The 22341-nt window shown below is 43.6% G+C and carries 21 protein-coding genes; 12 read left to right on the top strand and 9 right to left on the bottom strand.

Annotated elements, in window-relative coordinates; genetic code table 11:
• The first annotated feature begins 88 nt into the window (after window positions 1–88).
• Entirely contained in the window at window positions 89–1798 is a 1710-nt protein-coding gene (locus IGI94_RS12935) for an ABC transporter ATP-binding protein (protein WP_005234099.1), read from the top strand.
• A 2-nt stretch (window positions 1799–1800) separates the two neighbouring features.
• Window positions 1801–3570, top strand: a complete 1770-nt coding sequence (locus IGI94_RS12930; RefSeq protein WP_005234100.1) for an ABC transporter ATP-binding protein — start codon at window positions 1801–1803, stop codon at window positions 3568–3570.
• Between the two features lie 208 nt (window positions 3571–3778).
• On the opposite strand, the gene IGI94_RS12925 is transcribed toward IGI94_RS12930, so the two are convergent.
• The gene (locus tag IGI94_RS12925) at window positions 3779–4096 is read right to left on the bottom strand and encodes an RNHCP domain-containing protein (RefSeq protein WP_008380645.1); all 318 of its coding nucleotides are present in this window, start codon (window positions 4094–4096) and stop codon (window positions 3779–3781) included.
• Between the two features lie 514 nt (window positions 4097–4610).
• Here IGI94_RS12925 and IGI94_RS12920 point away from each other — a divergent pair.
• A complete protein-coding gene (locus tag IGI94_RS12920) occupies window positions 4611–4928 on the top strand; it encodes a hypothetical protein (protein ID WP_008380648.1) in 318 nt (105 codons plus the stop codon).
• Between the two features lie 107 nt (window positions 4929–5035).
• On the opposite strand, the gene IGI94_RS12915 is transcribed toward IGI94_RS12920, so the two are convergent.
• The gene (locus tag IGI94_RS12915; RefSeq protein ID WP_005234103.1) at window positions 5036–5827 is read right to left on the bottom strand and encodes an L-threonylcarbamoyladenylate synthase; all 792 of its coding nucleotides are present in this window, start codon (window positions 5825–5827) and stop codon (window positions 5036–5038) included.
• A 325-nt stretch (window positions 5828–6152) separates the two neighbouring features.
• Here IGI94_RS12915 and IGI94_RS12910 point away from each other — a divergent pair, with 325 nt between their 5' ends.
• Together IGI94_RS12910 and IGI94_RS12905 are read left to right on the top strand one after the other, a co-directional pair.
• Entirely contained in the window at window positions 6153–7073 is a 921-nt protein-coding gene (locus tag IGI94_RS12910) for a cation transporter (RefSeq protein WP_061053192.1), read from the top strand.
• Between the two features lie 58 nt (window positions 7074–7131).
• Window positions 7132–7968 (top strand): YitT family protein, encoded by an 837-nt coding sequence (locus IGI94_RS12905; protein WP_061053191.1) that lies wholly within the window; start codon window positions 7132–7134, stop codon window positions 7966–7968.
• A 97-nt stretch (window positions 7969–8065) separates the two neighbouring features.
• On the opposite strand, the gene IGI94_RS12900 is transcribed toward IGI94_RS12905, so the two are convergent.
• Window positions 8066–8734 carry a GntR family transcriptional regulator gene (locus IGI94_RS12900; RefSeq protein WP_005234106.1) on the bottom strand — a complete coding sequence of 223 codons (669 nt, stop codon included), beginning with the start codon at window positions 8732–8734 and terminating at the stop codon, window positions 8066–8068.
• 188 nt (window positions 8735–8922) lie between these two features.
• Between IGI94_RS12900 and IGI94_RS12895 the strand changes: the two genes are divergently transcribed.
• The 5 genes from IGI94_RS12895 to IGI94_RS12875 all read left to right on the top strand — a co-directional run bounded on the left by IGI94_RS12895 (window position 8923) and on the right by IGI94_RS12875 (window position 14173).
• On the top strand, window positions 8923–10518 hold the full coding sequence (locus tag IGI94_RS12895) for a mannitol dehydrogenase family protein (RefSeq protein ID WP_438899854.1): 1596 nt from the start codon (window positions 8923–8925) through the stop codon (window positions 10516–10518).
• 3 nt (window positions 10519–10521) lie between these two features.
• Window positions 10522–11598, top strand: a complete 1077-nt coding sequence (uxuA, locus tag IGI94_RS12890) for a mannonate dehydratase (RefSeq protein ID WP_061053189.1) — start codon at window positions 10522–10524, stop codon at window positions 11596–11598.
• 16 nt (window positions 11599–11614) lie between these two features.
• Entirely contained in the window at window positions 11615–13003 is a 1389-nt protein-coding gene (gene uxaC, locus IGI94_RS12885; protein WP_061053188.1) for a glucuronate isomerase, read from the top strand.
• Window positions 13004–13142: 139 nt separating this feature from the next.
• Window positions 13143–13469: an MGMT family protein gene (locus IGI94_RS12880; protein WP_005228493.1), complete on the top strand. Its 327-nt coding sequence runs from the start codon at window positions 13143–13145 to the stop codon at window positions 13467–13469.
• Window positions 13466–14173, top strand: a complete 708-nt coding sequence (locus tag IGI94_RS12875) for a GntR family transcriptional regulator (protein WP_061053187.1) — start codon at window positions 13466–13468, stop codon at window positions 14171–14173. The genes IGI94_RS12880 and IGI94_RS12875 overlap by 4 nt, the downstream gene beginning before the upstream one ends.
• A gap of 94 nt (window positions 14174–14267) precedes the next feature.
• Here IGI94_RS12875 and IGI94_RS12870 read toward each other — a convergent pair whose 3' ends face one another.
• Window positions 14268–15467: an enolase C-terminal domain-like protein gene (locus IGI94_RS12870; RefSeq protein WP_005234111.1), complete on the bottom strand. Its 1200-nt coding sequence runs from the start codon at window positions 15465–15467 to the stop codon at window positions 14268–14270.
• A gap of 290 nt (window positions 15468–15757) precedes the next feature.
• Between IGI94_RS12870 and IGI94_RS12865 the strand changes: the two genes are divergently transcribed.
• Window positions 15758–17587 (top strand): glucose PTS transporter subunit IIA, encoded by a 1830-nt coding sequence (locus tag IGI94_RS12865; protein ID WP_061053186.1) that lies wholly within the window; start codon window positions 15758–15760, stop codon window positions 17585–17587.
• Window positions 17588–17654: 67 nt separating this feature from the next.
• Here IGI94_RS12865 and IGI94_RS12860 read toward each other — a convergent pair whose 3' ends face one another.
• The 5 genes from IGI94_RS12860 to IGI94_RS12840 form a co-directional block, all read right to left on the bottom strand.
• The gene (locus IGI94_RS12860) at window positions 17655–18929 is read right to left on the bottom strand and encodes an ABC transporter permease (protein WP_061053185.1); all 1275 of its coding nucleotides are present in this window, start codon (window positions 18927–18929) and stop codon (window positions 17655–17657) included.
• On the bottom strand, window positions 18926–19609 hold the full coding sequence (locus IGI94_RS12855) for an ABC transporter ATP-binding protein (protein WP_086332652.1): 684 nt from the start codon (window positions 19607–19609) through the stop codon (window positions 18926–18928). The genes IGI94_RS12860 and IGI94_RS12855 overlap by 4 nt, the downstream gene beginning before the upstream one ends.
• Before the next feature lie 151 nt (window positions 19610–19760).
• Complete coding sequence (locus tag IGI94_RS12850) at window positions 19761–20531, bottom strand: ABC transporter permease (protein ID WP_005228499.1); 771 nt, start codon at window positions 20529–20531, stop codon at window positions 19761–19763.
• Window positions 20524–21459, bottom strand: coding sequence for an ABC transporter ATP-binding protein (locus IGI94_RS12845; RefSeq protein WP_061053183.1), 936 nt, complete (start codon window positions 21457–21459; stop codon window positions 20524–20526). Before IGI94_RS12845 ends, IGI94_RS12850 begins: the two co-directional genes overlap by 8 nt.
• A gap of 176 nt (window positions 21460–21635) precedes the next feature.
• Window positions 21636–21884: a helix-turn-helix domain-containing protein gene (locus tag IGI94_RS12840; RefSeq protein ID WP_005234115.1), complete on the bottom strand. Its 249-nt coding sequence runs from the start codon at window positions 21882–21884 to the stop codon at window positions 21636–21638.
• 193 nt (window positions 21885–22077) lie between these two features.
• Between IGI94_RS12840 and IGI94_RS12835 the strand changes: the two genes are divergently transcribed.
• Window positions 22078–22341 carry a hypothetical protein gene (locus IGI94_RS12835; protein ID WP_005228502.1) on the top strand — a complete coding sequence of 88 codons (264 nt, stop codon included), beginning with the start codon at window positions 22078–22080 and terminating at the stop codon, window positions 22339–22341.

The raw sequence follows: 22341 nt of genomic DNA, 5'->3' as shown, positions 1-22341 counted from the left end.
TGTTTCTAGTCGTGATCCATGGTAAATTGTTGTGCAGCCGAAATTTTTTGGCAGTCTTTTCTGCTAAACACAAAGGAGTGGTACGTATATGGATCTGGTCTTACGCCATGTCAAAAAGTACAAAGCGGCAACCAGCATTGCCTTATTATCGGTCATTTTAATGGTCGTTGCTGCATTATGGCAGCCAAAGCTCTTGCAGCAAGTGCTAGAATCAATTATTACCGAAAACAATGATGAAATGAAAAAAATTGGTGTGCAGTTGATTGGGCTAGCATTGCTAGGCCTTGTTGCAGGGATCATCAACACGGTTTTTTCTGCGAAAGTGGCGCAAGGCGTTAGTGCCGATATTCGGGAAGAGATGTTTCGGAAAATCCAGACATTCTCATTTGGAAATATCGAAACCTTCTCAGCGGGAAATCTTGTGGTGCGCTTGACCAATGACATCACGCAAATTCAAAACTTAGTGATGATCTCGCTACAATCGTTGTTTCGGATCCCGTTCTTATTTATCGGTGCCTTCATTTTGGCGATGACAACCATGCCGCAACTGTGGTGGATCATCGTCTTACTGATTATCGCTGTCCTAGTGATTACGGCACTATCCTTTACACGGATGGGCAAACACTTTATGATCATCCAGAACTTGATCGACAAAATCAATGGGATTGCCAAAGAAAATTTGATGGGGATTCGTGTGGTGAAATCTTTTGTTCAAGAAGACAACCAACTGCAAGGCTTTTCTAAAGTCAGTGAAACGTTAACGAAGCATAATATTATTGTAGGAACCCTGTTCTCTGTAATGATCCCCTCCTTTATGCTGGCGGCCAACTTAGCAGTGGTCGGCGCGATTTTCTTTGTCAGTGATCTAGCGAAAGATGACCCAACTTTGATTGGGGGAATTGCCTCATTCATGAATTATTTGATGCAAATTATGATGGCGATCATTATCGGCGGCATGATGATGATGATGACTTCACGGGCTGCAGTTTCGCTAAAACGGATCAAAGAGATTCTAGATACCGAACCGGATCTGCAATACCAAGATGTCCCAGAACAAGAATTGTCTGGAAGTGTCGCTTTTGAAAACGTCAGCTTCCGTTACCCTGGGGATGAAAAAAATGCCCTAACGGCTATCAGTTTTACCATCAAACCTGGCGAAATGATTGGGATCGTAGGAGCGACTGGTGCCGGCAAATCAACACTGGCGCAACTGATTCCCCGTTTGTTTGACCCAACAGAAGGTGTCGTGCGGGTTGGCGGTGTTGACTTGAAAGAAGTCAATGAACAAAGCTTGCGTAAAACGGTCGCTTTTGTCTTGCAAAAAGCGATCCTCTTTTCAGGAACGATTGCCCAAAACTTACGGCAAGGGAAAAAAGATGCCTCAGAGTCTGAGATGTCTCGCGCAACAGAAATCGCTCAAGCCAGCGAATTTATTCAAAAATTGACAGCGGGTTTTGAAGCGCCGGTCTCCGAGCGCAGCAGCAATTTTTCTGGAGGACAAAAGCAACGCTTATCGATTTCTCGAGGCGTGATCGGTGAACCGAAAATTTTGATTTTGGATGATAGTACGAGTGCATTAGATGCTCGTTCGGAAAAATTGGTTCGCGAAGCGTTTGAAAAACAATTAAAAGACACGACAACAATCATTATCGCGCAAAAGATTGCCTCTGTTGTGAAAGCCGACCGCATCTTCGTTTTAGATAATGGACGTTTGGTTGGTGAAGGAAGCCATGAATTTTTAGCCAATAACAATGCCATCTATCAAGAAATCTTCGCAACACAGAAAGGAGAGGAGTAACCATGACAGATTTGTTCAAAGCGAGTAAATTTTTCTACCATTACTTAAAACAATACAAGTGGTCGTTTCTATTCATTTTTGTGACGGTGATTCTGGCAACGTATCTGCAAGTACAAGCGCCAGTCTTTATCGGAGAAGCGTTCCAGGAATTGGCGAATTATGTTGGCGGTTTGATGCAAGGGGTCGATGATAAATCGGCTTTTCTATCGATCATTTGGAAACTGTTGATTTTTTATGTCTTAGCCAGTGCAGCTAATTTTGTCTATAGTATCTTGTTCACGCAAGTGGTGGGGAAATCAACCAACAGAATGCGGATCGGTTTATTTAATAAACTGGAAAAATTGACGATCAAATTCTTTGATTCTCATCAAGACGGTGATATTTTGAGCCGTTTCACCAGTGACTTGGATAACATCCAAAACAGTCTGAACCAAGCATTGTTGCAAGTGCTGACCAATGTAGTCTTAATGGTGGGGATCTTGATCATGATGTTCCGTCAAAACGTTGAATTGGCATGGGCAACGATTGCTTCTACCCCGATTGCGGTGTTGATCGCGGTGATCGTGATCCAAAAAGCCCGCAAATATGTCGATCTGCAGCAAGATGAAGTCGGAAAATTAAACGGCTATATCGATGAAAAAATCAGTGGTCAACGAATCATCATCACCAATGGACTGCAAGAAGAAACCATCGATGGTTTTCTGGTCCACAACCAACAAGTCCGGGAAGCTACCTACAAAGGGCAAGTCTACTCTGGGCTGCTTTTCCCCTTGATGCAAGGGATGTCCTTGTTGAACACGGCAATCGTGATTTTCTTTGGTGGCTGGTTAGCATTGAACGGTGACTTAGAACGTTCCGTTGCTTTAGGATTAGTTGTGACCTTTGTCCAGTATTCGCAGCAGTATTACCAACCATTGATGCAGATCTCTTCTGGTTACAGCATGATTCAGTTGGCGATCACCGGTGCGCGCAGAATCAATGAAATGTTTGATGAACCTGATGAGGTCAAACCAAAAGACGGGATCAAAGTGAAGGGCATCAAAGAGGCGGTTGCTTTGAATCATGTGGACTTTGGGTATGACAGTCAAAAATTGGTCCTAAAAGATGTGTCGATCACGGTCAACAAAGGCGAAATGGTCGCATTGGTCGGACCGACTGGTTCAGGAAAAACGACCATCATGAACTTGTTGAATCGCTTCTATGATGTGAATGGTGGTTCTGTGACCTTTGACGGCATCGACATCCGGGAGCTAGACTTGGATCTGCTGCGTTCTCAAGTGGGAATCGTTTTGCAAGAATCCGTGCTGTTCTCAGGGACGATTCGTGAAAACATTGCTTTTGGGAAACCAGAAGCGACTGAAGCCGAAGTCATTGCAGCAGCGAAACAAGCCAATATCCATGAGTTTGTTATGACGTTGGAAAAAGGCTATGACACGGAGATCACCGAAGAGAACAATCTTTTCAGTACTGGTCAAAAACAATTGATGAGTATTGCCCGAACGATTTTGACCAATCCAGAATTGTTGATTTTGGATGAAGCCACCAGTAATGTTGATACCGTGACCGAAGCGAAAATTCAACGAGCAATGGATGAAGCAATCAAAGGACGAACCAGTTTTGTGATCGCCCATCGCTTGAAGACGATTTTGAATGCCGATCGCATCGTTGTCTTAAAGGACGGCGAAGTCATTGAAGAAGGCAATCACCATCAATTGGTGGCGGCTGACGGCTTTTATGCGGAACTGTATCACAATCAATTCGTTTTTGAATAAGCGCAAACCAACGTAAAATCATCAAGAAGACACTAGCAGGACAGCCCGCTGATTTCGTCAACCAATCGACGAGACAGCGAGCTGTTTTTTTTAGGTTAAAGTAAGCACTTCTTATGACGACAATGTCTATGAGCAGTTAGTGGTATAAGGGGGCCGTTGTTCTGATTACCAAAAAAGACCAGCCTGAAGCATGGTCTTCTTTGGCTGTTTAGTGATACGCAGCGGTTTGAGCTAACCACTCAATAAAATGGTCAGGCTGTTGCGTATCCTGTGCCACGATATTCCACTGCTGGTTTTTGCAGCGAGTGCATTGATGCAGCAGCTGATAGCCTTTTTTGGAATGTTGGCGATAATCGATGGGTCGCATCAGGCCATGGCAAGTATTTTGACGATCACCTGGGCGAATATCCACGTGTAACGAGTAGAGACACTGGGGACAATGGTTGCGGTAAGAACCATTGGTCAAGGGTGCCACAGGCGTACTGCAGTTTTTACAAACAAAGGTCGTATTTTCACCTTTTCTCATTTTGCTTTCCTCCAAAAGAATGATTTCTTTTGAGAGAAAAGGGTTCCGTTCGTTCTTCATCAGGCTTCTTTGGCTAGGGACACATTCACCGTCCGTAACGATTACTTCTGCTTCCAGCTTCATGCGATTTCGCAATCCGTACCACGCTTAGTTTTTTCGTTTTGTGCTAAGCACTGTGTTGCGGCAGCCCACAACCCAGCAGTAAGTGTAGTCCAAAGTCACTGTCATTGGCGTCGTCCCCTAGAAAGCAATTGAGGAATGCTTTTTCATAGAGTCCCTCCTATGTGTTTATGAGGGGATTATAGCAGAAATAGAGTTGGAATTCTATGACAGAGAAAACCTGATCGTAATTTATCTCCTTTTTTATCTTTAAAAACAACAAAATGTAGATTATAATGCTATTTTATGACAAAATGTTCGTATGTAGGTTTCGCTCAATTTTATTTTGGTCACTGAAGAAGAGACACGGAATCACAAAATGGAGGAAGGATGACCTAACGAAAGGAGAACAAAAATGTTTGGTACGAACAAGAAATCTGAAAATTCGAATGGCACACAAGGCAAGAAACGAAAAAAGCGTTTGACTGTAGAAGACCTGATCAACCAGTATATTGTAGAAAAAGAGGTTCATGAATTGAGTGAGGAACTGTCTGTTCAGATCTTTAATGACTTATCTGCACACCGAATACATTTCATGGAGATCCCCAACCTTAGTTACAAAAATCTCGGAGCAGCTATCCAAATCGACCAAAACTGGATTAAAATCAAGCAACAAGATACGATCATCAAACAACAGGCACAGATCATTCAGCTTTTGAAAGAAACACGATAGAAGAAAAGTATTTTTTTCTATTGAAAAACCGAAGAACGAGCTGAGCGTTTTTCCTTGAATAGGAGGGCCGTTAGCTGGTTCTTCGGTTCTTTGTTGACGATGAAAGATTAATAATACTCCCCGTGGCGATAGTCCCATGAGTTGAAGTGATCAGAAAGGTACATTTGGATTTTTTCAACATCGAGTCCTTTACGGATCAAGACAGGTGCGGGAGTGATGGAGCGTTGGTCTCCTTGCTCTGGAATCAAGTTACCGTCTTTATCAACGAAAGAAACCATGACTCCTTGTTCGTAGCGGGTTTCCAGCGTTTTGTCTGGTTGGATCGATGCAACATAGTCGTTGCCTTCAATGATTAGATCGGCTTCTTGCGCGATTTGTTCGCCGATCCCTTCAACAAGTCCGCGGTTTCCTTTGCCTGAAGGGTTCGCTGAGCTGGCGAAAAGCAATTTCTTTTTTTGATCCCAAAGTTCTTTTGAGATCTGCTCACCAGGGACACCGAATTTGATCACGAAACAGCTGGTTCCCCGAACGTCCGTCATCAATTCTTCTGAACCATCTTTTGGGATATAGGCTTTTCCTGATTCTTTCCAAGGCAAAATCGCACCGAATAACACGTCATTGTTCCAACACGTTTCATAAACGGCGGCGGTTTCCGCATTTAATTCGGCTAATTCATGTAGCTGCTCCAATGAGCTGCAAAGAACGACACCTGGTTTGTTACGCTTGCGATTCTTTGCTGAAAACTTGCGTTCCAGCCCTTTTTTATCAGAGACGGCAATGATATAGCCGACTTTGGTTGGGCAGACGATCACTTTGCCTTCTTCATTCAAATAGTTGATCGCTCGTTGGTTTGGTTCTCCTGTCCATGGGACTTGTTTTGCTTCATTCACTCTCTTCATCCTCCCTGTCTTCCAATGAATCGCCGTTATGAAAAATATAACGGAATATTCTGAAAATTCTGATTGAATATGGTTACCCTTGATGATAAGGGAATCAATCCGCGTAGTCAAGGGGATTTACACCAGAATGTAAAAAGAGTGGAATAGAAAGATCGAATATGCATCACTTGAGAATAGAGTGAATGATTGACAGCAATACTATTTTTTTCCGCTTTGTATGAAAAAATTGACTGTTTTTTATGTTATTTATATGGGAAGATAGGCTTATAGATAGAAGAATGCAATCAAATTGATAGTTTCTTTGAAAAAAAGAAAGAGGAGTATCATGAGTGAAAAGAAAAAAATACGCAAGCTTTTGCTGGCATCGATTGTCGCTGGGAGTATCTATGGCGGCGGTGCCTTGCTTTTTGGGTTACTGGTCAGTTATAACGTCCTCTTGTTAGATGGTGTTTATACATTGATTGGTGCAGTGATGTCACTGATTGCTTTGTATGTGGCAAAATATATCCAAGCCCAAGACTTTGAACGTTTCCCATTCGGCAAAGAAGCGTTGATGCCGTTGGTTGTTTTTATTCAATATAGTATCATCTTGCTGATCTCAATTTATGGAGTCATTGAATCTGCTTTTAGTTTATTACACGTCAGTGATGGCATGATTGATCCAATCGGTTTGTATTTCTCGCTGATTGGTACGATCTACTGTTTCTCTTTTTACTTGTACTTAAAAAAGAAACCACTGACTCATCCCTTTTACTGGGTAGAACTAGAACAATGGCGTTTCGGCTTTTTCTTTAGTCTGGGTGTCGTCGGTTCATTTCTTGTGTCATGGCTGATTCAAGCCAGTCCCTATGGAAATTTCGCGATGTATGTCGACCCAATCATCTCCATCGGGATCACCTTGTTCTTTATTCAGCTTTCGATTAAAGAGTTGAAAGCGGCCATTCTGGAATTGACTTCTTCAACTCCGAAAGAAGAACTACGAGAGTCCATCATGACGATCGTTGAAAAAGAACTGCGCGCAGAAGAATTGGTGGACTTTGTGTTACGTACCGCCAAAGTCGGCAATCAAGTCATTGTGGAATTAGATGTGGTGATTTTACCTGCAACACCTCTCGATACAGTTGGGCGGCAAGATCCCTTGCGAGAACGATTGAATCAAGCAATCAGCCAACAGATTTCCGGTTATTCCCTCTGGCTAAACATAAATTTTGTCGGTGACATCAAATGGGCGTATAGTGAGGAGTAAGAATGGCTGCAAAGCGGCTTGAATAAACCGTGAAAATGACAGAGAAAAGAGGAAACAAATGACAATTCTGAAAACCTATGGAAAAATCACCGCAGCACTTTTCTTGTTAGCGGCAAGCATCAATTTATTTTTAGGCCCGCATCATGTGGCAGCTGGCGGTGTCAGCGGAATCGGTATTTTATTAGAGTCAGCCCTCGGTTGGGATCGAGCGGCTGTGATCATGGTCTTGAATATTCTCATGCTTATTCTTGCCTATGCCTTTTTAGGGAAGGGGCCTTTTTTGAAAGTCCTCTATGGTAGTTTTGCTTTTCCAGTAGCAATTGCTTTAGTCCCAGAATATATGGTGGCTGAAGATCGGCTGCTTTCCGTGATATTTGGCAGTGCGATTTTTGCTTTAGGAGTAGCGATTTTGTACAAAAATCAATCTTCTAGCGGTGGTACAACGATTCCACCGCTGATTTTCAAGAAATACTTTAATTTGAATCCAGCGATTGGCTTGCTGGCGACCGATGCGATCGTGGTCTCCATGAACTTGTTCGTTTTCGGGTTTGAAGAGTTCTTGTTTGCGATATTATCGATCGTGATCACCTCTGGTGTGATGACCTACATTGAAACGGGCTTTAACCGGAAGAAATCCATCATGATCTTAAGTGAGAACCACGTGAACGAGATTCGAGAAGCAGTCTTTGATAAAACAGCTCGTGGTGCCACACTATTGGCTGCCCAAGGCGGCTACCAGCAAGCAGACAAACAAGTACTGTTGATCGTGGCCAGCGACCAAGAATTTATGCAGATCAGACAAATCACTGAGACCATTGACCCAAAAGCGTTTGTGATCGTCAATAATGTCTCAGAAGTACTGGGCCAAGGCTTTAGTTATCACCCAATCGAATGAGCGTATTCTCGCTTGTTCAGCGTATGAAACCACCCTCGTCAAGTAGGCAATCTACTCGACGAGGGTGGTTTTTAAGGTCCATGATTTTCAAATAGCTTTACTCCGTAAAGTAATCGGGAAAGGCCTTTTCCACAAAAATCAAATCGTTATCAATGACATCAATGTGTTGTCCGACCAAGGGAGCAATTTTGGCTTGGTCTTTTTCTTTTAAAGTGGCTAAGATTTCTTCGTGATCCCGCAAAATAATTTCCCAAGACAATTCCTCCACCTCTAAACGTAAGAAGCGGAAGCGATTTAAAGGCAGATTGATCGTTTGTAGCCAATTCCAGACATTTTCTTTGTCGGCGATTTTATAAATCAACTGATGGAAGGCCTCGTCGAGTTGGAAAAACTCGATTTCATCCTTCAATTGTGCATAGGTCCGCTGCAAAATAACGAGTTTTTCTAGTTCTTTCAGCTGCTCTTCTGTAATGGCTTGGCAGGCCGCTACGAATACTTCTTTTTCAAGCGTCTCTCTGACAAAACGAGCTTCTTCAATTTGTTTGATACTGATTTTAGAAATATAGGTGCCGCTTTGGGGAACGACATGGATCAGTGCTTCACGGCGCAGACGAATAATTGCTTCACGGATCGGCGTCCTGCCAATGGTTAGCCGTTGCTCCAATTCCTTTTCAGATATTTTTTGACCGGGAATCAGTTTGGCGGTTAAAATCAACTCTTTGATTGATTCATAAGCTTGTGATTGAAAATTTGTAGGGTTCAACATAAACGCTTCTTTCTGTATCAGGCATTCAATTACCTTCTAAAGAAAAACTCTGAAGGAAGGTGCCTAGGGATAGTTTTGAGTAATAAAACTAGTATATAAGTTGAATAACCTTTTGTAAAGGCTTGCAATTCAGCACAGAATGAACTAGAATACTAATATATCAGTTTTAAGAAAAAGGAGGAAGTAGGATGTTTGATTTTGCTGCCTTGAAGCAGGCAGGAGTTACGATGCCGATCGTTCCCAAAGAAGTGACGGATCAATCAGATACTCAGTTTCAATGGTTACACTTTGGTGGGGGAAATTTGTATGGGGCATTTCACGCAGAAGTAGCCCAAACGTTGATCGATCAACAAGCGCTGACAAAAGGAATCGTAGTTTGTGAAACCTTTGATGAACAGGTGATTGATCAAGTATATGCCCCTTACGAGAATGATATTTTAGAAGTGGTCATGCATGAAGGGGGACGGTTGGAGAAAAAATTGCTCCAGTCAACGGCGGCTAGTTATTATTGCCATCCTTCCCGTGCTGCGAGTTATGAGCAAATACGCAAAGTATTTCAGGAGCCGTCACTACAGTTGGTTACCGTAACGATCACAGAAAAAGGCTATGGCTTAAAAGACAGTCAGGGGAAATTTTTACCTGTCGTACAAGCGGATCTCGCTGCGGGTCCCCATCAGGTCAACCATACAATGAGCATTTTGGCTAGCTTTTTATGGGATCGTTTTCAATCAGGGGCACTTCCGATCGCTATGGTTTCCACCGATAATTTTTCGCAAAATGGGTTCCGTTTCCAAACGGCGATTGTCACCATTGCAAAAGAATGGCAAAAGCTGGGGCATGTTTCAGAAGCGTTTGTCCGATACTTAGAAAACAACGCGCAGGTGACGTTTCCGTGGTCAATGATCGATCGGATCACGCCAAATCCTTCAACAGCAGTTGCAGAAGAATTAGCAGCAGCTGGGATCGAGCAGCTGCCAGTCATCCGTACCGATAAAGGAACGAATATCGCTCCGTTTGCTAACACAGAGGCGACTCATTACTTGGTGATTGAAGATGATTTTCCAAATGGTCGCCCGAATTTGGATAAAGCGGGGGTGATCTTGACGAGTCGAGAGATCGTCGACAGAACCGACAGTATGAAAGTCACAACTTGCTTGAATCCACTGCATACAGCAATGAGTTTGTTCGGCTGTTTACTCGGTTATACATCCATTGCTGCGGAAATGACCGATCCAGATATTGTTGCTTTGATCAAAGGAATCGGCTATCGTGAAGGCTTACCGGTAGTGGAAGATCCTGAGATTATTCAGCCAGAGAAATTTATCGATGAGGTGGTCGGTCTTCGTTTACCGAATCCCCTGATTCCTGACACCCCACAGCGGATCGCCGCAGACACCTCACAGAAAATCGCCATCCGTTTTGGCGAAACCATCAAAAAGTATGTGGAGAAAGAAGGCTCGGCTTCTGAACTGACTTACATTCCCTTAGCGATTGCTGGCTGGTTGCGTTATCTATTAGCAATCAATGATGAAGGCCATCCATTTGACCCAAGTCCTGATCCCCTCTTAGCAGAATTACAAGAGATTTTATGGGAGTGTCAGTTAGGGACAGCCGCCGATGTTCCAGGGATCATTCGACCAATCTTAGCAAATCCGCAGATTTTTGGTTTGGATCTTTATCAAGCAGGAATCGCTGAAAAGGTGGGTCACTTGTTCGCTAAGATGCTGGCAGGAACCGGCGCAGTCCGTAAAACATTACATGAAACAGTAGAAGGGATCGAATAAAAAATGGAAATGACATTTCGTTGGTATGGAAAAGACTACGATAAAATCAAGTTAGCAGATATCCGTCAAATTCCTGGAATGAAAGGCATCGTCGGCACACTCTTTGATTTGCCTGCGGGGGCAGTTTGGCCGAAAGAACGGATCAAGGCGCTCGTGGAAGAAGTCGAAGCAGTTGGCCTTTCCCTGAAGGTGATCGAAAGCGTCAATATTCATGATGACATCAAGATTGGCTTGCCTTCGAGAGACCTGTATATCGAAAACTACAAAAAAACGATTCGTAATTTGGCAGCATATGGGATCGAAGTGATCTGCTATAATTTTATGCCGATTTTCGATTGGATCAAAACGGATCTCGATTATCGCTTAGCCGACGGTTCTTCTACGATGGCATTTGAAAAAGCAGGGATCGACAAAGACCCAGAAGAGATCGTCAAAGAAGTTGAGGAGTCAAGCTCTGGCTATACCTTGCCAGGCTGGGAACCAGAACGTTTGGCACATGTCAAAGAATTGTTTGCTGCGTATAAGGATGTCGATGATGACAAATTAAGAGAAAACTTTGCTTATTTCCTAAAAGCCATCATTCCCACCTGTGAAGAGGTCGGCATCAAGATGGCTGTTCATCCAGATGATCCTCCCTATTCGATTTTTGGTCTGCCGCGTATCGTTAAAAACCGCGATGATTTGGATTGGGTCTGCAACGTGGTCGACAGTCCGTCAAATGGTATCACACTTTGTACTGGCAGTATCGCCGAAGACCCAGCCAATAATGTCTATGAGATTTTGGCTGAGTTTTGTCGCCGGGATCGGATTCCTTTTGCCCATGTTCGTAACATTCAATACTTGGGCAATGACAAAGACTTTTATGAAGCACCGCATCTCTCCTCTGAAGGCTCATTAGACATGTATCAGATCCTAGAAGCGATGTACAAAAATGGCTTTGACGGCTACATTCGACCAGATCATGGGCGAATGATCTGGGGAGAAACGGGACGTCCAGGCTATGGCTTGTATGATCGGGCGATCGGCGCTTCCTACTTATTAGGGTTGTGGGAAGCCATCGACAAGAGCGTGGGGCGTTAAGAAAAGGAGCGAAGAAATGTTTTTAACTGACGATTTTATTTTGAAAAACAGCTTTGCCAAACAGTTGTACCATGAGTATGCAAAAAAGCAGCCGATCATTGATTACCATTGCCATTTAGAGCCGAAAGAGATTTTCGAAAACCAAAACTTCACCAATCTCACCCAAGCATGGCTGGCGGGGGACCATTACAAATGGCGCTTGATGCGTGCCAATGGTGTTGCAGAATCTTTGATCACTGGCGATGCTGACGACTACGAAAAATTCTGTGCTTGGGCGCAGACCTTGGAGGCTTGCATTGGCAATCCCTTATATGTCTGGACCAATTTGGAATTGAAGCGAATCTTTGGTATTGATGAGCGGTTGACACTAGCCAATGCAGCAAGCATTTGGGAAAAAGCCAATCAACAGCTGCAAACGAAGGAATTTTCACCACGAGGGCTGATCAAAAAGATGGCTGTTGAGGTGATCTGTACGACGGATGATCCCATTGATTCGTTGACGTATCATCAAAAGCTGGCAGAAGAATCCTTTGCCGTGTATCCTACCTTTCGTCCTGACAAAGCAATCAATCTGCAGAATCCAGAATTTCCAGCATACCTTAAGAAATTGGCTATAGCTGCGAGCAAAGAGATCACTAGCTATCAAACGCTAGTTGAAGCATTGACCGTACGTATTTCTTACTTCCAGCAACAGGGCTGTCGTTTAGCAGATCACAGTCTGTCACGTCTTGGAGAGAAAGCCTACAATACCGCTGCACTTGAAGCGATTTTTCAGAAGCGTTTGACCACTGGGATACTGACTAATGAAGAAATCAGACAGTTTCAAACCGGCTTGCTGATTGACTTGATGCGCCAATATGCGAAACAAGGCTGGACCGCGCAATTGCATCTGATGGCGACTCGCAACAACAGTCAAAAACTTTTCCAACAACGAGGACCTGATAGCGGCGGTGATGCGATGGGGGACGACCGTCTAGCGAACGGCTTAAGTCGGACATTGGCGCAGCTTCAGGCGGAAAGCTTACTGCCGAAGACAATTTTGTATTCACTGAATCCCAAAGATTATCCGGTGTTGACTGCGCTGATGGGGGCGTTCCAAGAAGAAAGCAAAGGTAAGCTGCAATTAGGCTCTGCTTGGTGGTTCAATGATACGTATTCTGGCATGCGGCATCAGTTGACGACCCTAGCAGAAGGCGGGATTCTCGGAAACTTCGTCGGCATGCTGACGGATTCTCGCAGCTTTTTGTCTTACCCACGCCACGAGTATTTCCGGCGGATTTTGTGTCAGGTGATCAGTGAATGGGTGGAAGACGGACAACTGCCAGCAGATGAAATGTATTTAGGGCAGATCGTCGCAGACATCTCCTATCACAATGCGAAAACCTACTTTGATTTTCCAAACTAATGACTACTCGATTCGTTCTTGGCTTGCTAGAGAAGGAATCGAGTGTTTGGATGGCTATTGCTAAAGTTGCGTCTGGTCATTTACTATTGGCAGGGAATCCATTACTATGATAGAAAGAATCAAAGAAGGAGCGAGTAGTATGAATCCATTCTATGAAGAAGTCTATGCGCTGGCGCGGCAGATCCCTTTTGGTAAAGTCGTCTCCTATAGTCAGATTGCGTGGAAATTGGGACAAATCAACGGCGCACGGGCAGTCGGTCGAGCGATGCGCTTGAGCCCTCAGGATGTCCCTGCTCATCGAGTCGTGCGGGCAGATGGCGTCTTAGTTGGTCCCTCCGCCAATGTGCGAAAAGCAGCACTCGTCGATGAAGGGGTGGTCTTCAAAGCCAGTGGTCGTATCGATATGAAGGCTTGCAGTTGGTCCATGAGCGAGATCGCTCCCGCTCAAATGAAGGAGCCATTATGAAAAAACGTGAATTTATCGTGCAAGATCTGTTGAGTAAAATCTATCAGGAAGAATTTTCTGCCGGCAAACTACCCAACCAAAGAACCCTTGCGCAAACCTATGGCGTTTCTCGGTTTACGATCCAGCAAGCAATCAAAAACCTTGAAGAGATCGGGATCGTCAAAGTGGTTCAAGGTTCAGGGATTTTTATCCATGAAAAATGGGTCAAAAACCCAATGATCTTTAATTCCTTGACCCGCACCCCTTATGACCGCATCCATTCCAAAATGATTTCATTGAGTAAAGCGGCAGCAACGTTGGATGAACAGCAGATTTTCCAAATAGGCCCAGAAGAGGAAGTCTGGACCTTTGAACGAGTGCGGATCGTTAATTACAAAATCGAACAGCTGGAAACCTCTAAATTGCCCGTCAGCCTATTTCCCGAATTGACAAAAGAAATCGTGGAGCACTCGATCCAACGCTATGTCGAAAGCTGCGGGTACCGCATTTCCCACTACATCACCAGCTATACCCCCATCACCACATCGACTGCGCAGTCGGGCATTTTATTGTGCAAGCGGGGGACGCCGGCAATGCAGATCAGCAATCGGGCGATTTTAGAAGACGGCCGCGTGTATGAGTTCAGTAATATCGTTGCCATTGATTATGCCGTGACCTACATCCGTCCCTTTGACCGTGAGATCCATCGCTCACGCATCGATTGATTTGGAAAAGCAAATTTGCCAGTTGCGTCTTTTTTATCCAGAAAGAACAAAAGACATCCCCCGTCGGTTGGACAGGGGATGTCTTTTGTTGTGTTTAAGGAGTGATCAATGTGCCGTCTGGTGTACGGCTCTGGGTCCATTCATGAGGACGGTAAACCACGGGAAATTCCGCAGCTGCTGCTTCATCGAACGTGATTCCGATCCCACTTTTCTCGATCGGATAAAAATAGCCGTTTTCAGGTTGCGGACTGCCACCAAAGACCGACTGGGTATTTGCTGGGATCGCAATCGTTTCTTGGATCGCGGCATTGTGCAGATGGATATTTAGATGGGTGTTGACGGCTAAGCCGACAGGGCTGATATCAGACGGCGTGTGCCAAGCGATCCGAATGCCCATCGCATCGCAGAAGTGAGCCAATTTCAATGCTGGCGTGATCCCACCGATTTGTGAGACATGGGCACGCATAAAGTCAATCTGTTGATTTTTGACTAGCTCTTGCCATTCCATCGGATTATTGAACAATTCGCCGGTCGCGATCGGGGTCGCCGACTGGCTGCGGAGTTGCTGCAACCACTTGTTTTGATCCGGCGGCAAAATATCTTCTAGGAAAAAGAGATTAAAAGGTTCAGCGGCTTTTGCAAATTGAATCGCTTGGTTTGGATGCAGCCGTTCATGCACGTCATGCAGCATTTGAAATTGATTGCCGTATCGTTCTTGGATCGCAGCAAACATTTTCAGTGTTGTGTCCATGTAGTCTGTTTGATCAAAATAGGAACCAGCGATGGGCTGATCGGGTGTTTGCAGTTGGCTAGGATTTCCACCATAAAAGCCTAATTGACAACGGATATAGCGATACCCCTCAGCCAAGAAGCGATCGATTTCTTGATAAAGATCTTCTAGATTATCTGCCACGGCATGAGTATAGGCGGGAATCGCCGTACGCGCTTTTCCACCTAACAGTTGATACAATGGCATATCGGCTAATTGTCCCTTGATGTCCCACAAAGCCATGTCAACTCCTGAGATGGCATTGTTGGTGATTGGACCATTCCGCCAGTAAGAATTGACATTCATCACTTGCCAAAGATCTTCGATTTGATTGGCATCGCGGCCAAGTAAGAGGGGGCGTAAATACTCGTCAACGACGGTTTTTACGGCTAGTGGGCGAAACTGGAAGGTTGCGCAGCCTAACCCAGATACGCCTTTGTTCGTTTCTACTTTAACGACAACAAGGTTATGGCGATCAGGTTTGATCGCAAAGGCTTTGACGTCGGTGATGATCGTTGGTGTCATTTCATTCACTCCAATTTTTGTCTCTAGTTGCTATAGCCATTGAAACATGCTTGGCAACCGCTGTCAATTTGGTCTAATAAAAACTAGATATACACCATAAAACCAGTCCAATTTTTTACTGTTTTACAATAAAACGTTGATATATAGCGTTTTTATTCTGTTTTTATCAAAAAAGGACTGGTTTTACAAGTATGTGTGAGCATGCTACTATGTGTGTGAAAACGGAAACACCTGAAAGGGCGCCCGTCAAAAGGATCAGGACCGTTAGCAAACAACAGGGGGAAAAAAAGATGACCAAAGAAGACATCGTAAAACAGATTATTAAAGATGTTGGCGGATCAGAAAATATCAACAATGCATGGCACTGTATGACTCGCTTGCGTTTTGATTTAAAGGATGAGAAAAAAGTCGACTATGCGGCGTTAGAAAAAACACCCAAAGTCGTAGGAACAAAATATCAAAGCAATCAGCTGCAAGTAGTGATAGGAACGGATGTTGCTGATTATTATGCACCTTTAGCCAAAGAATTAGGTCTTGATGAAGCGAACCAAGGGGAAACATCAGAGAAAAAAGGAGCCGTTTCCTTATTTATGGATACCGTTTCTGGCGTTTTTGGTCCGATCGTTCCAGCTATCGCTGGCGCAGGAATGATCAAAGGATTAATGGCTGGACTGGTGGCTTTGAATGTCATCTCTAATCAAACAGACACCTATTTAGTGATCGACATGATCGCGAGCGGCGTATTTACATTCTTGCCATTTTTTGTTGCTGCCTCAGCCGCTCGGATTTTTAAAACCAATCAATATTTAGCGATCGCAATCGCGGCAACGCTGCAATTTCCAACGATGACCAATGCGGTAGCCGAAGGAAGCATTTCCGCCTTTCGTTTGTTCGGCGTACTGCCAGTACCCGTCTTTAACTATGCAGGGACAGTGATTCCCATTATCTTTGCCGTGCTAGCGCTTAGCTATATTTACCGTTGGGTCGATAAACTCTTACCACAAGTGCTGCGTACCGTGTTTACACCGACGATTTCGTTGTTTGTCGCTGGTATCTTGACATTAACGGTCATTGGCCCAATCAGTATCCATCTAGGAAACTTACTGGCTGCTGGCGTGGCTGGGTTATTCACTATCTCGCCTGTCTTAGCAGGAATTGTGGTAGGGGCGATTCGTCCAATCGCAATCTTCACGGGTCTGCATCATGCCATGACCCCGATCGCTTTGCAAAACTTCGCCAATCAAGGGTATGACATGTTGATGCCAATGATGTTTATGGCAAATATGGCAATCACCGGCGCAACAGCAGCTATTTATTTCAAAGTCAAAACCAAAGAAGAAAAATCGATCATTCTATCTTCGGCTGTTTCGGGCTTGTTAGGGATCACAGAACCTGCGTTATTCGGGATTTTGTCGAAGTATAAAAAAGCCTTCATCGCAGCAACAGTTGGTAGTTCTGTGGCGTCTGCCTTCATCAGTTTCTTCGGTGTTCGGATTTATGGGTACATTCTTTCAAGTATCTTTAGTTTGCCAGCCTATATTGGGGAATACTTTATCTATGCTGTTTTAGGGATCATCTTGGCAATCGGCTTATCCTTTGCAATGAGCTGGTTCTTGGTACCAAATCAAGCAGCCGAAGGCGATCGTTACACCAACGAAGTGGATCTGCATGCCGTGACCCATGGAGAATATGTCCCATTAGAAGATGTACCAGATGAAGTTTTTTCAACGAAAATGATGGGAGAAGGCTATGCCATCGAGTCACAAGATGGGCAAATCTTTGCACCGGTCAGTGGCGAAGTCACCACTGTGTTCCCTTCAAAACATGCCGTCGGGATCAAAACCCAAAACGGCGTTGAAGTTCTTGTGCATATGGGGATCGATACAGTTTCACTTGGCGGACAAGGCTTTGATGTCTTTGTCAAAGCTGGGGAGCAAGTCACTCCGCAAACCAAACTGGCACAAATGGATCTACCTTATATCAAGCAGCAAGGCAAAGAAACCATGGTGATCGTTTTGATCACCAACATGGATCGCGTGCAGCAATTTTCTGGAAGTACTGATTTAGAAGGCAGACACCAAGCCGGTGCATTGCTGGAAAAAGTCGTTTTGAATGCCTAATAAAAGAAAAAAGATGAGCTTCGTTAACGAAGTTCATCTTTTTTGTTTGTCCAGTAACTATTTATTTTTATTCATAACGCAAAGCTTGGATTGAATCTAGTTTACCTGCTCGATTAGCAGGTAATGTGCCGGCTAAAAAGGCAATTAATAAGATGATACCCATAACAGTCAGCGTGTTCGACCAAGAAAAACCAATTAATTGAAATCCGGTCAAAGCTTCAAGAAACGTACTTGAAGCATAGTTATTGATGACATTTCCTAAGCTAAAAGCGGCGATGATCCCACTGAAAGCGCCGAAGAAACCAATTAAGAGTGCTTCGAAACTAAAGGTCAGAAAAACTTTACTGCGGCTCATCCCTAAGGCTTTCATTAAACCAATTTCTCGGGTGCGGTCTTGAACAGACATATACAATGTATTGATGATGCCAAAGCTGGCGGCTAACAGCGAAATTGCCCCAAATAAAGTCAAGACGCCAGTAATTGCATCAATTACCATACGAAACATATTGATTTCATCTTCCACAGTCATTCCTTGGAAGCCATTTTCTAGTAAAGCTTCTTTGATGGTATCGATTGTTTCACTGGATAAGTTTTCTTCTAGATAAGCCTGTACAATAAAAGATTGGTTTTTTAAATTTTCTGGTAAGCCTAGTTCATAAATCTCCACCACTTTTTGGCTCAAAGCCTGATTAAAAATAGTCCTACCAGCTTGAACAAAGCTAAAGTGGCGAACCCCAACAATTGTTGCTGTTAAAGTTTCTTGTTCGCCAGTTGCTTGTGAAGAAACACCGATAGTAACTTCTTTTTCCAAAGCCTCTTGGGCATCTTTAAAACCTAAAATTTCCACATAATCTTGATCAAGAATGACTTCAAATCCATCAACTTCATTATTGACTTGTCGACCAGCTTCTAATTCTAAATCGATATCACCAGAAGCCATTGCGTTGAGTTGATATTTCGTATTGGAACTTCCCTGAATGTAATCTGCTACTAAAAAGCTGATTGGTTTAACGGTATCAATATGCTCGATACTTTCAATTACTTCCATATCTGCAGGTGTAATTACGTTAGCTTCTGCAGAAGATTTATTTGGATCATATTCTTGAATATTGGATGTTGGCATCATATTATTGCTGCCATCCATTTTGTAGACTGCTAGTAGGCTATTGTCACCGACAGCTGTAATTTGTTGGTCGAGGTAATTGTTAATACCGGTATTGATGCCCATAGTCAGATAAATGGTAAAGGCACCAATAAAAATAGCAATGATCGTCAGGATCGTTCGGCCTTTATTTCGCAACAGATTCTTCGCAGAATTTTTTAACAAATCGTTGAATTTCATTTATCGTCCTCCTCAATCACTAAACCATCTTTAATATGGATCTGCCGATCACAGCGAGCAGCTAGATCAGGATCGTGGGTGACGATGACTAGGGTGATATTTTCTTTTTCGTTAAGATCAAATAATAGCTCTTCGACTTTTTCTCCCGTCGCTGAATCAAGATTTCCGGTGGGCTCATCGGCAAAAATGATTTTTGGTTTGTTGACGAGTGCTCGGGCAATGCAGACCCGTTGTTTTTGACCGCCAGAAAGGTCAGATGCTTTATTTTTTGCTTTATCACCCAATTCTACGGCTTGTAGCGCTTCATCTACCAGTTTTTTTCGTTGATTTCGACGCATACCGCTGATTTTCAATGGCAGCATCACGTTGTCATGAACCGTATCTTTGGCGTTCATAAAAAATTGCTGAAACACGAAGCCAAAGGTTTCGTTTCGCAGTTTGTTTAATTCAGCAGCCTTTTTTCCTTTGACATTTCTTCCAAGTAAAAATAGATCTCCGCTAGTCGGCTGGTCCAACAAGGCTAATAAGTGCATCAATGTGGACTTACCTGAACCACTTTTACCGATAATTGCCACTGACTCACCCGCATAGATTTCTAAATCAATGCCCTTCAAGGCATCGAATCTAGTTTCTCCTTTTCCATAAACCCTCGTTAACTTTCTTGTTTCTAAAACGATCATTTCATTCCTCCTCTAAAAACGTTAATAAGTTAAGGTTATCACAAATAATTGCCAATAAATCAGTCTTTAGGAGTAGTTTCTAAAATTAAATGAAAAAAAGCGACCCCCACTGGGAATCGCTAAGAAGCTATAAAATAAATTTTAAGTTCAATTAACTACGCAGCCCGCGGCCTTTTTGGATCAAGTACCAGCATACGCTGTATAAGACAACAATGAACAAGACCAAAATACCGATGGATAGGAAAATTGGGACATCGATGGTGCCTAAAAAGCCGTAGCGGAAACCAGAGATCATATACACGATCGGGTTGACTTTGGAGATCGTTTGCCAAATCGGCGGCAGCATGCTGATGGAGTAAAAGACGCCTCCAAGATAGGTCAATGGTTGTAAAACAAAGGTTGGCACGATGGAAACATCGTCAAAGGATTGGGCGAAGATCCCATTTAGCAACCCTGCTAATGAAAATAAGATGGCGGTCATGACTAGGGTTAAGACAACGATGACCCAAGAATACACATGTAATGGCACGAAGAAAAGGGAAATGATGGTCACCAATGTGCCCACCAAGATACTACGGCCAAGTCCGCCAAAGACAAAGCCCCAAATGATGACGTGAGTAGGAACCGGCGCCACTAAGAGTTCCTCAATGTTTTTTTGAAACTTCTGTGAAAAGAAGGAAGAAGACACATTGGAGTAAGAGCTGGTGATCGTCGACATCATGATCAGCCCAGGAACGATAAATTCCATATAAGAAAAGCCGCCCATTTCGCCGATGCGGCTGCCAATCATTTTCCCAAAGATAATGAAGTATAAGGAAGTAGTGATGACGGGTGGGACGAGGGTCTGCACCCAAATCCGTAGATAGCGGTTGGTCTCTTTGACCGCTAAACTTTTTAAGGCTGTAAAATAAAGACTAAACATGGTTTTCCTCCGCTTCGTGTGCTTCTTCGGTGATTTTCAAAAATAGTTCTTCCAAGCGATTGGATTTGTTGCGCATGGAGAGGACATTGATCCCTTGCTGGCTGAATTGAGCAAAAAGATCGTTGACGCCTTGGTCCCGAGCGACTTCAACGGCAATGGTCTGTTCATCTTCCATTTGGATCGGATACCCATTGATCGTTGGTGCTTGTTTGATCGGTGCGATATCAAAAAGAAAGGTTTCAAATTGCAGGTTTGCCAACAAGGACTTCATGCTGGTGTTTTCGATCAGTTCACCAGATTGAATGATCCCGATGTTGCGACAAAGCATTTCGGCCTCTTCTAAATAATGGGTCGTCAAAATGATCGTTGTGCCATTTTGGTTCAGCTCCCGCAAAAAGCTCCACATTTCCCGACGCAATTCGATATCGACACCTGCCGTCGGTTCATCCAAAATCAATAGCCGTGGTTCATGCATCAGGGCACGAGCAATCATCAAACGGCGTTTCATCCCGCCAGACAGCATCCGCGCACGAACATTGCGTTTTTCCCACAAATTCGACTGCTTCAAGTATTTTTCGCTGCGTTTGATGGCTTCGTTGCGGGGAACACCATAATACCCGGCTTGATTGACCACGATCTGCTGGACCGTTTCAAAGGGATTGAAATTGAATTCTTGGGGAACTAGACCAATCTGTTGTTTGACTTGGACCAATTCTTTGTCTAAATCGTAGCCGAAGACTTTGACACTTCCGGAAGATTTATTGACAAGAGAGGTGATAATGCCGATAGTGGTGGACTTTCCAGCGCCGTTTGGGCCTAACAAGGCATAAAAGTCGCCTTCTTCCACCGTCAAATTTATGCCCCGCAACGCTTCAACGCCGGTAGCATAGACTTTGCGTAAATCGGTTAGTTCTAGTGCATAGGTCATGTTTGTTTGAACTCCTTCTATGTATGATGGTTTATTCTATCATTTTTTTTCAAGAAGAACCGCATGATTTGATTTTTTTCATTTGATTAGATAACAATTGTTGCTAATCGATGAGAAGTGGGAAAGAGGCAAAAGAAAAAACGACCATTTGATCGTTTTTTCGATAAAGTCGATTGTTAGCATAAATACCGTTCTGGTCGTTCTGTCTGTCCTAGTAAGTAATCGACAGAGACATTATAGAGGGAAGCTGCGTGTAACAGCGTCAATACATCGGGTAAGCGATCGCCTGCTTCGTATAAGGTGTAATCGGGGTAAGACACATCGAGATGCTGGCATACTTCTTTTGGGCTCAATCCGCGTTCTTCTCTTAAAAACTTGAAGCGGCAACGCAAGGTGTCTAATAAAAAAGCTTCTTCTAATGTCACTTTGCGGTCCTCCTTAAAAAATTGCGCTTCCTTTCGCACTGTTCTCTTTTTATTGTACCAACAAAAGCAAAATATGCGAAGTAATTCACATGAAGGTCGAACGGTTTTTGTTAAAAAGTGAAACAAATGACTTGCTCTGAGACGCGTTTCATACAGTATGCTTGATTTATAAAAAGGAAGGCGGGATGAAAAAATGAATACATACATGAAGAAAAATGGTGCGGAATGTTGTTATGTAACGTTGGCTTTTGATGGACAACAACTGGTATTGACGAAGCCAAAAGGGTTCTTTCAAGAACGATTAGTAGAAATTCCTGTGGATGAGATCAGTCACTTGACGTGTGATGAACACTTCGGGTCTCAGCGCATCGGATTTATTCATCACAACGATTACTATGAATTTTATACATGTGGGCTAAGTGTGATAGACTATATGAAAGAACAATTATTCGTTTAA

The sequence above is a fragment of the Enterococcus sp. AZ149 genome (assembly GCF_051714285.1).
Lineage (GTDB): Bacteria > Bacillota > Bacilli > Lactobacillales > Enterococcaceae > Enterococcus_D > Enterococcus_D entomosocium.
This window is presented reverse-complemented; position numbering and strand designations above follow the sequence as displayed.

Coding starts and splice junctions, on each gene's coding strand:
- IGI94_RS12935 (WP_005234099.1), top strand. CDS start 89: ATGGATCTGGTCTTACGCCATGTCAAAAAGTACAAAGCGGCAACCAGC.
- IGI94_RS12930 (WP_005234100.1), top strand. CDS start 1,801: ATGACAGATTTGTTCAAAGCGAGTAAATTTTTCTACCATTACTTAAAA.
- IGI94_RS12925 (WP_008380645.1), bottom strand. CDS start 4,096: ATGAGAAAAGGTGAAAATACGACCTTTGTTTGTAAAAACTGCAGTACG.
- IGI94_RS12920 (WP_008380648.1), top strand. CDS start 4,611: ATGTTTGGTACGAACAAGAAATCTGAAAATTCGAATGGCACACAAGGC.
- IGI94_RS12915 (WP_005234103.1), bottom strand. CDS start 5,827: ATGAAGAGAGTGAATGAAGCAAAACAAGTCCCATGGACAGGAGAACCA.
- IGI94_RS12910 (WP_061053192.1), top strand. CDS start 6,153: ATGAGTGAAAAGAAAAAAATACGCAAGCTTTTGCTGGCATCGATTGTC.
- IGI94_RS12905 (WP_061053191.1), top strand. CDS start 7,132: ATGACAATTCTGAAAACCTATGGAAAAATCACCGCAGCACTTTTCTTG.
- IGI94_RS12900 (WP_005234106.1), bottom strand. CDS start 8,734: ATGTTGAACCCTACAAATTTTCAATCACAAGCTTATGAATCAATCAAA.
- IGI94_RS12895 (WP_438899854.1), top strand. CDS start 8,923: ATGTTTGATTTTGCTGCCTTGAAGCAGGCAGGAGTTACGATGCCGATC.
- uxuA (WP_061053189.1), top strand. CDS start 10,522: ATGGAAATGACATTTCGTTGGTATGGAAAAGACTACGATAAAATCAAG.
- uxaC (WP_061053188.1), top strand. CDS start 11,615: ATGTTTTTAACTGACGATTTTATTTTGAAAAACAGCTTTGCCAAACAG.
- IGI94_RS12880 (WP_005228493.1), top strand. CDS start 13,143: ATGAATCCATTCTATGAAGAAGTCTATGCGCTGGCGCGGCAGATCCCT.
- IGI94_RS12875 (WP_061053187.1), top strand. CDS start 13,466: ATGAAAAAACGTGAATTTATCGTGCAAGATCTGTTGAGTAAAATCTAT.
- IGI94_RS12870 (WP_005234111.1), bottom strand. CDS start 15,467: ATGACACCAACGATCATCACCGACGTCAAAGCCTTTGCGATCAAACCT.
- IGI94_RS12865 (WP_061053186.1), top strand. CDS start 15,758: ATGACCAAAGAAGACATCGTAAAACAGATTATTAAAGATGTTGGCGGA.
- IGI94_RS12860 (WP_061053185.1), bottom strand. CDS start 18,929: ATGAAATTCAACGATTTGTTAAAAAATTCTGCGAAGAATCTGTTGCGA.
- IGI94_RS12855 (WP_086332652.1), bottom strand. CDS start 19,609: ATGATCGTTTTAGAAACAAGAAAGTTAACGAGGGTTTATGGAAAAGGA.
- IGI94_RS12850 (WP_005228499.1), bottom strand. CDS start 20,531: ATGTTTAGTCTTTATTTTACAGCCTTAAAAAGTTTAGCGGTCAAAGAG.
- IGI94_RS12845 (WP_061053183.1), bottom strand. CDS start 21,459: ATGACCTATGCACTAGAACTAACCGATTTACGCAAAGTCTATGCTACC.
- IGI94_RS12835 (WP_005228502.1), top strand. CDS start 22,078: ATGAATACATACATGAAGAAAAATGGTGCGGAATGTTGTTATGTAACG.